The 7,310-nt window shown below is 40.2% G+C and carries 7 protein-coding genes; 5 read left to right on the top strand and 2 right to left on the bottom strand.

What is annotated here, in order from left to right; genetic code table 11:
• Positions 1-565 precede the first annotated feature (565 nt).
• Positions 566-1,024, top strand: coding sequence for an RNA-binding protein (locus K5Q58_RS11410; protein WP_220754052.1), 459 nt, complete (start codon positions 566-568; stop codon positions 1,022-1,024).
• 10 nt (positions 1,025-1,034) lie between these two features.
• On the opposite strand, the gene murI is transcribed toward K5Q58_RS11410, so the two are convergent.
• On the bottom strand, positions 1,035-1,814 hold the full coding sequence (gene murI, locus K5Q58_RS11405; RefSeq protein WP_220754051.1) for a glutamate racemase: 780 nt from the start codon (positions 1,812-1,814) through the stop codon (positions 1,035-1,037).
• Between the two features lie 142 nt (positions 1,815-1,956).
• Here murI and trmA point away from each other — a divergent pair, with 142 nt between their 5' ends.
• A complete protein-coding gene (gene trmA / locus K5Q58_RS11400; protein ID WP_220754050.1) occupies positions 1,957-3,063 on the top strand; it encodes a tRNA (uridine(54)-C5)-methyltransferase TrmA in 1,107 nt (368 codons plus the stop codon).
• Positions 3,064-3,163: 100 nt separating this feature from the next.
• Here the strand turns inward: trmA and fabR are convergent, their stop codons facing one another.
• A complete protein-coding gene (gene fabR / locus K5Q58_RS11395; protein ID WP_102527639.1) occupies positions 3,164-3,778 on the bottom strand; it encodes an HTH-type transcriptional repressor FabR in 615 nt (204 codons plus the stop codon).
• 145 nt (positions 3,779-3,923) lie between these two features.
• Between fabR and K5Q58_RS11390 the strand changes: the two genes are divergently transcribed.
• The 3 genes from K5Q58_RS11390 to mnmH all read left to right on the top strand — a co-directional run bounded on the left by K5Q58_RS11390 (position 3,924) and on the right by mnmH (position 7,279).
• Entirely contained in the window at positions 3,924-5,027 is a 1,104-nt protein-coding gene (locus K5Q58_RS11390) for a fatty acid desaturase (RefSeq protein WP_220754049.1), read from the top strand.
• Positions 5,028-5,123: 96 nt separating this feature from the next.
• Complete coding sequence (gene selD / locus K5Q58_RS11385) at positions 5,124-6,173, top strand: selenide, water dikinase SelD (RefSeq protein ID WP_220754048.1); 1,050 nt, start codon at positions 5,124-5,126, stop codon at positions 6,171-6,173.
• Positions 6,173-7,279 carry a tRNA 2-selenouridine(34) synthase MnmH gene (gene mnmH / locus K5Q58_RS11380; RefSeq protein WP_220754047.1) on the top strand — a complete coding sequence of 369 codons (1,107 nt, stop codon included), beginning with the start codon at positions 6,173-6,175 and terminating at the stop codon, positions 7,277-7,279. Before selD ends, mnmH begins: the two co-directional genes overlap by 1 nt.
• The last annotated feature ends 31 nt before the right edge of the window (positions 7,280-7,310 follow it).

Raw genomic sequence — 7,310 nt, 5'->3', positions numbered from 1 at the left:
TACATATTGCTATGAACACTCATCGTTACATTGATAATAATTTTGATTGCCACCTAAGTGACAATTTCGATTAACTCAACACCTGTGAGTGTCCACACAGATTACTTGATAAATTGTTAAAGAGCGTTAGCGCATCTCGGTAAGCCCGAGTGGCTAGGGATGCGTATTTTACGCAATTCCCGTTTCGCGTCAAGTCATTTTTAAACTAATTTAAAAACTCTTTTCAGCGTCACTTTACAGTGAACCGATTTAGCGTGTACACCATGCTACTGCGTGGTTTGCCGTGTCAGTGGATGCGCATTATAGGCAGATTCTGAAACACCGCAAGGGCTTTTTATAATAAATAGAATCGACAGGAGATCTTTTGCTCAGATCGCTTTATTTTTGACTGCTATGGGTATTTTTGAAGCGATTTTATTCTACTTTAATATAGTGCTACGGAGTTTTTATTGTGTTTTGAGCTCATTTTTTCATCATAGTATGGTGAAAGCGCTAATAATTCATTACCATAGCAATGCTTTTTAACAGTTATTTATCATTTTTCATTTTTATTAGAGATAAACTTATGCAGAAGTCATTTGTTATTACCTTAGTTGTGGCGCTAATTGGCGCAGTCATCATTTACGCTCTTTCTAACAATGTTCAACTTGTTGTGTCTTTTATTGCAGGTGTAATGTTAGCTAGTCTTATTTTCACTTTCGCACCTTCTTCATCTGCTGCAGGTTCAAATGAACCTTATGTCGGCCCAACAATGACTTTATATGTTGGTAACCTTCCGTATCGTGTTCACGAAGGTGAAGTAAAATCACTTTTTGGTGAGTATGGTCCAGTAAATTCAGTGCGTTTAGTTCGTGACAGAAAAACAGGTCGTCGTAAGGGTTTCGGTTTCGTAGAAATGTCAGAAGCTGGTGCAAAGAAAGCGATGAACAAATTGAATGATTACAGCTTCCAAGAGCGTACCTTAAAAGTACGTGAAGCCAAATCTCAAGAATCAGATCCAGCGGATCAAAATAAAGAAAGTTAGTAAGACCCTATTAGTTGGCTGCGGTAATGCACTCTAACTGTGTAAACCCGTAGTCAGCTAATGTCATTTTAAGCCCTTCATCAACCCCTTTTGTAAAACCTGCTTTCAACTTCCCTTTCGCTATATCATTATCTTTTATCAGTGACATGACTCTAGTGGCAATTGCATCACCAGAATCCAGTAATTGCACAGGATGAGTTAATGCTCGCTTGATTTCTTGCTGTAATAGCGGGAAGTGAGTGCAGCCCAATACCAGTGTATCTATATTGCTGTTATTAATAGGGGATAGTATCTCTGCGATTTGACCAAAATTGATATCTTGTTTTTTTGCCTTAGTTTCTGCGATTAACACCAACTCCGATGAACCTATCAAAGTGACTTCACAGCCACCAGCAAAAGACTTGATCAAATCTTGTGTGTACTGTCTTGTAACAGTACCAGGTGTTGCCAGTAAACCAATATGTCGAGTCTTTGATATTAGCGCTGCAGGCTTAATTGCAGGTACGACACCTACAACAGGAATAGATAATTGATTTCTTAGTTCTGGTAATACTAATGTACTTGCACTATTACACGCTACTACTACTACAGAAGCCTTAATTTTTTCTACCTGATTTATGATTAACGCAACACAGCCTCTAATCAACTCTTGCTCTTCGAGATCGCCATACGGGAGGCGGGCATTATCAAACAAATAGTAAATATCATGGTTGGGTAATCGACTGTGAATATGCTCAAACACAGATAAGCCACCAATGCCTGAATCAAAAATGAGTATAGGACCGACCAAGATATTCTCCGATAAGAGTATTTATTAATAGGAATTCAAGGATATTTTGCTTTAATCAACCAAGAACACGCCAATCCGCTGGACATCAGCGGTGTGTAGTATAATATTTGCGCCCTTAATTTACAGCCTATGGTGGAACAAAATGAATTTAGCTGCAATGGATCCTAAAAACTATGATGCGCAACTCGAAGAAAAGCGTATCAAGCTTGAACAGACCTTTGCCGAGTTTACTCCGCCTAGTTTAGAGGTTTTTGCTTCGGAACCTGCAAATTACCGCATGCGTGCAGAATTTCGAGTTTGGCATGACGGTGATGACTTATTCTATTACATGTTTGATAAAGCACTGAATGAAAAAGTGCGTTGCGAACAATATCTTCCTGCTGGCAAACTTATTAATGAAGTGATGACAGCCTTAATGGAAGAGCTTCGTCCAAATAATGACTTGCGCTTTAAGCTTTTCCAAGTTGATTTTTTATCAACCCTTAGCGGTGAAATTCTAGTATCTCTGCTTTACCACCGTCAACTTAATGATGAGTGGCGCGAACAAGCTGAGCAAATGAAACAACGTTTATCTGAAAAATTTAACGTTAACTTTATCGGCCGTGCGCGTAAGCAAAAAATCGACTTAGATAAAGACTTCGTGGTTGAAACGCTAACTGTAGATGGCAACGAACTTAAGTATAAGCAAATAGAAAACAGCTTTACTCAGCCAAACGCCAAAGTTTCAGTCAAAATGCTTGAATGGGCGATATCTGCCACTAAAAACAGTACTGGCGACTTACTAGAGCTGTACTGCGGTAATGGTAATTTCACCATAGCTCTCGCACCTAACTTTGATCGTGTACTCGCCACTGAACTGGCTAAACCGTCTGTGGATGCTGCACAGTACAATATTGCAATCAACAACATTGAAAACCTGCAAATCATTCGTATGTCAGCTGAAGACTTCAGTGATGCAATGGCTAAAAAGAGAACTTACCGCCGTTTGGAAGGTATCGATTTAGACAGTTATGACTGTAATACTATTTTTGTTGACCCACCACGTGCAGGTATTGATGATGATACATTATCATTAATGCAAAACTACGATCGCATTCTATATATCTCTTGTAACCCTGACACGTTAAAAGACAACTTAGCAACACTAAGCCAGACTCACGAAATTACTCGTTTCGCTTTATTTGATCAGTTCCCTTATACCCACCATATGGAGTCGGGTGTGTTGCTTGAACGTAAAGCAAAAGTCTAAGAGCTCGAACCTAGTCTAGTAAAGTCCTAAGATCAAAAAGGCGGTGTTGTGATATCACAACACCGCCTTTTATGTTTCTAGAATAAACAAATTCTATAAATTATTTGGTTTCTACTTTATGTTGCAGTGCTTCAGCACCTTTAGCCACCATACGTAATTGCAGCACTAAATGGTCGGCTAACACTTTTCTATCTGCACGTTTCATATCTAATGCCGATGCACCAGCATTAAACACTAAGGTCACCAAAGCTTCTGCCTGAACCCTTGCTAACATAGGCGTTCGACCAGCAGTGGCTTCAGTATAATGTGACAGCTCGGAAATAAAGTGTTCAATTTCTCTAGCAACTGCAGCGCGAAAAGCAGCTGACGTACCTGAACGCTCGTGTAATAGAATACGAAACACGTTTGGGTTTGATTCCAGCACTTCGACAAAAGTATCCACAGAGATACGAATAACACTACCACCAGCTTCAGCACGTTGACGGCCTTTACGCATCATTTGTCTTAGTGTTAACCCGCCTTCATCAACCATAGTAAGACCTAATTCGTTCATGTCTTTAAAATGGCGATAAAAAGATGTCGGTGCAATCCCTGCTTCCCGTGCTACCTCACGTAAACTTAAACTTGAAAAACTACGCTCAGCACTGAGTTGATTAAAAGCGGCATCTACCAATGCACGACGGGTTTTTTCTTTCTGTAATGCTCTTACACCCATGTATAGAATCCATTTAGTAAATGTTAGTGCACAGATAATACCGTTTTTAACCAAGAAACACAGCCCTTCAAAGCTTGACCATGGAATGAGGGTAAGTTAAATTAGCGTACAACTGTACGCCCAATAAGTTTTTTGGATTATTTTAATGAAAAAACCACCGATTATTTGGTTAAATACATCTCTATTTGCACTCACCTTATTGGGTGCTATCACGCTTGTTCCTTGGCGTGGAATGACCCATGGTTTTGAGGCTATTGAATGGATAGCCTTTGTAGTGCTCGCTTTTGCCAGTGGTTTATCAATTACCGCTGGTTACCATAGACTATGGTCACATAAAGCATATAAAGCTCATCCTGTTATGCGTTTCTTATTTGCGCTTGGTGGAGCACTTGCCTTGCAAAATAGTGCATTGCATTGGTCATCCGATCATCGTATTCACCACAAGCATGTGGACAATAACGACAAAGACCCTTATTCAGCCAAAAAAGGCTTCTGGTACAGCCATATTGGTTGGATGTTACGTGAATATCAAGCCAGCCGTTACCATGATTACAACAACGTTCGCGACTTGCAAAAAGATGCCATCGTAATGTGGCAGCATAAGCACTATCTCGCATTAGTGGTATTGATGAACATTGGTTTACCTGCGTTTTTAGGCTGGTTAAACGATGATATCATTTCAATGGTACTGATGGCAGGACTACTTCGCCTTGTTGTTGTGCATCACTGCACCTTCTTTATTAACTCTCTTGCCCATATCTGGGGGAGCCAGCCATACACCAATAAAAATACCGCCCGTGATAATGGTGTGATTGCTTTATTAACCTATGGCGAGGGCTATCATAACTTCCACCATATTTTTGAAAATGATTACCGTAATGGCATTAAATGGTGGCATTACGACCCAACCAAATGGCTAATAAAGTCGATGCATTGGGTAGGATTAGCATCAGATTTACGCGTTGTACCACAAGAACGTATTGAAAGTGCAAAATTACAGATGCAGTTATTAAGAGCTCAAGACAAAGTTGCTCACTTGCCTAACTGTGATGAAATTATTGCTAACTTTCAAGCTGAATACGATCTAATGAAGCAACATCTTGTTGAGTACTATCAAGCAAAGAAGAGCTTGATTGAAGCTAAGCGCAAACAACTTAGCTATCAGCAACTCAGTTTACAAGTTGAAGAGTTAAAAGCACGCCTGTTAGCTCAAAAGAAAAATTGGAATAACATTACAGCGGCTTATTAAAACAAGTGATTGTGATTAATGTGAAACGGCTACCTTGCAAGGTAGCCGTTTGTGTTTATGATGGATAATCGACTTTCCAAACAGGTTATTCATTTCATGGCAGAAACCGATATTAAACTTACCGAATACAGTCATGGCGCAGGCTGCGGTTGTAAGATTTCGCCTCAAGTGCTCAGCACCATTCTAGCCAGTGATATTCCAGCCTTTACCGATCCCAATTTACTTGTAGGTAATCAATCCCGTGATGACGCAGCGGTATACCAATTAAACTCTGAAACCGGCATTATCAGCACCACTGACTTTTTCATGCCGATTGTTGATGATCCTTTTACCTTTGGACGGATTGCAGCAACCAATGCTATAAGCGACATCTACGCCATGGGTGGTACACCTATTATGGCAATTGCGATCCTGGGTTGGCCTGTGAATATCTTGTCTGCTGAAGTGGCTCAAAAAGTCATTGAAGGTGGACGACAAGCCTGTGCTGATGCAGGCATTATGCTAGCAGGTGGTCACAGCATTGATGCACCAGAACCCATTTTTGGTTTAGCAGTAACCGGTCAAATACCATTGGCTAAGCTTAAGCGAAATGATCAAGCGCAGGCTGGAGATAAACTCTATCTCACAAAGCCTATTGGTATAGGAATATTAACTACTGCTCAAAAACAGAAAAAGCTCGCGGATGAAGATAGCCACATTGCCATCAACGCTATGTGCCAACTTAATAAAATAGGCCAGAACATTTCCAACATTGAAGGCATTAATGCATTAACTGACGTAACAGGTTTTGGGTTAGCAGGTCATTTAATCGAAGTCTGCCAAGGAGCCAACTTAGCAGCGACATTATCGTTTGATAAAATTCCATTATTGGATAGCGCAGAACACTATCTCAACTTAGGTTGCATTCCAGGTGGAACCCAGCGCAATTTTGACAGCTACAAACAACATTTAGGCCTGCTAACAGATAAACAAAAAGCCATTTTATGCGACCCGCAAACTAGTGGTGGCTTATTAATATCGGTATCGCCAAGTGCTGAACAGCAACTTGTTGATTGTCTAAATGAGCAAAATATAAAACCAGTTTGCATTGGTCAGTTATCAACAACAAGTGAAAACCTATCGTTACCATTGGTGGCGTTAAACTAATGACCACCAATCTGATTAAAAGCAGTGATTACCGACGCCTATTTCTAGATGATGTGCCTTTACTGGATGTGCGTGCACCGATTGAATTTAACAAAGGGGCATTTTCTCAATCAACCAATATAGGGTTAATGACTGATGAGGAGCGTAAACAAGTCGGCACTTGCTATAAGCAGCAGGGGCAAACTGCAGCCATCAACTTAGGTCATGAACTAGTTAATGGCACAGCTAAGCAACAACGTATAGACGCTTGGCAGCAATACATACAACTTCATCCACAAGCTTATCTGTATTGTTTTCGTGGTGGGCTGCGTTCTAAACTGACTCAGCAATGGATTAAAGAAGCAGGTATCGATATTCCCTTCATTGAAGGTGGATATAAAGCTATGCGCCAATATCTACTTCAGACCATTGAAGCTGCGACGATTGAGCAGCCATTATTGATCCTCAGTGGTATAACTGGCAGCGGTAAAACCGATCTATTAATACAACGTAATGAGGCAATCGACTTAGAAGGCTTGGCCAATCATCGTGGTTCTAGTTTCGGTAAGAATATTGACCCTCAGCCGACTCAAATTAACTTTGAAAACAACTTAGCGGTTCAGTTACTCAAGCAACAAGAGTTATCAAGCAAGTTTACGTTATTAGAAGATGAAAGTTATTTAATTGGTCGCTCTGCTATTCCACAAGATTTTTATCAAACGATGCAGCGTAGCCCAATAATCGTTTTAGAAGAAGATTTTGATAAGCGACTAACTCGATTACACAAAGCCTATGTCGTCGATAAATCCACAGCCTATATTCATCGCTTTGGAACAGAGCAAGGTAAACAAGCCTTTAGTGAATATTTACTTAATAGTATCAACTGTATTAAAAAGCGTTTGGGCGGTAAAACACATGCAGAGCTCACGGTATTAATTGAGCAAGCCATCAATAGTCAGTTTAATAGAAACGACTTATCTGCTCACTTCGATTGGATAGCAGCCTTACTTAGTCATTACTACGACCCAATGTATCAATACCAACTTAGCAAAAAACAACAACGGGTTATTTTCACTGGCGATCATCAGGCTATAAATGAATGGCTATCAAGTAACTGTTCAAAATAAAAAAGCGCACTCAACGTAAGTGCGCTATTTA

This window comes from Shewanella sp. KT0246 (assembly GCF_019654955.1).
GTDB classification, from domain to species: domain Bacteria; phylum Pseudomonadota; class Gammaproteobacteria; order Enterobacterales; family Shewanellaceae; genus Shewanella; species Shewanella goraebulensis.
Note: the sequence above shows the minus strand (reverse complement) of the source record. Positions and strands in the feature narration are given on the sequence as shown.

Excerpts from the sequence above, each read along its gene's own strand:
- fabR (WP_102527639.1), bottom strand. The coding sequence starts at position 3,778 with ATGGGTGTAAGAGCATTACAGAAAGAAAAAACCCGTCGTGCATTGGTA.
- K5Q58_RS11410 (WP_220754052.1), top strand. The coding sequence starts at position 566 with ATGCAGAAGTCATTTGTTATTACCTTAGTTGTGGCGCTAATTGGCGCA.
- K5Q58_RS11390 (WP_220754049.1), top strand. The coding sequence starts at position 3,924 with ATGAAAAAACCACCGATTATTTGGTTAAATACATCTCTATTTGCACTC.
- trmA (WP_220754050.1), top strand. The coding sequence starts at position 1,957 with ATGAATTTAGCTGCAATGGATCCTAAAAACTATGATGCGCAACTCGAA.
- mnmH (WP_220754047.1), top strand. The coding sequence starts at position 6,173 with ATGACCACCAATCTGATTAAAAGCAGTGATTACCGACGCCTATTTCTA.
- selD (WP_220754048.1), top strand. The coding sequence starts at position 5,124 with ATGGCAGAAACCGATATTAAACTTACCGAATACAGTCATGGCGCAGGC.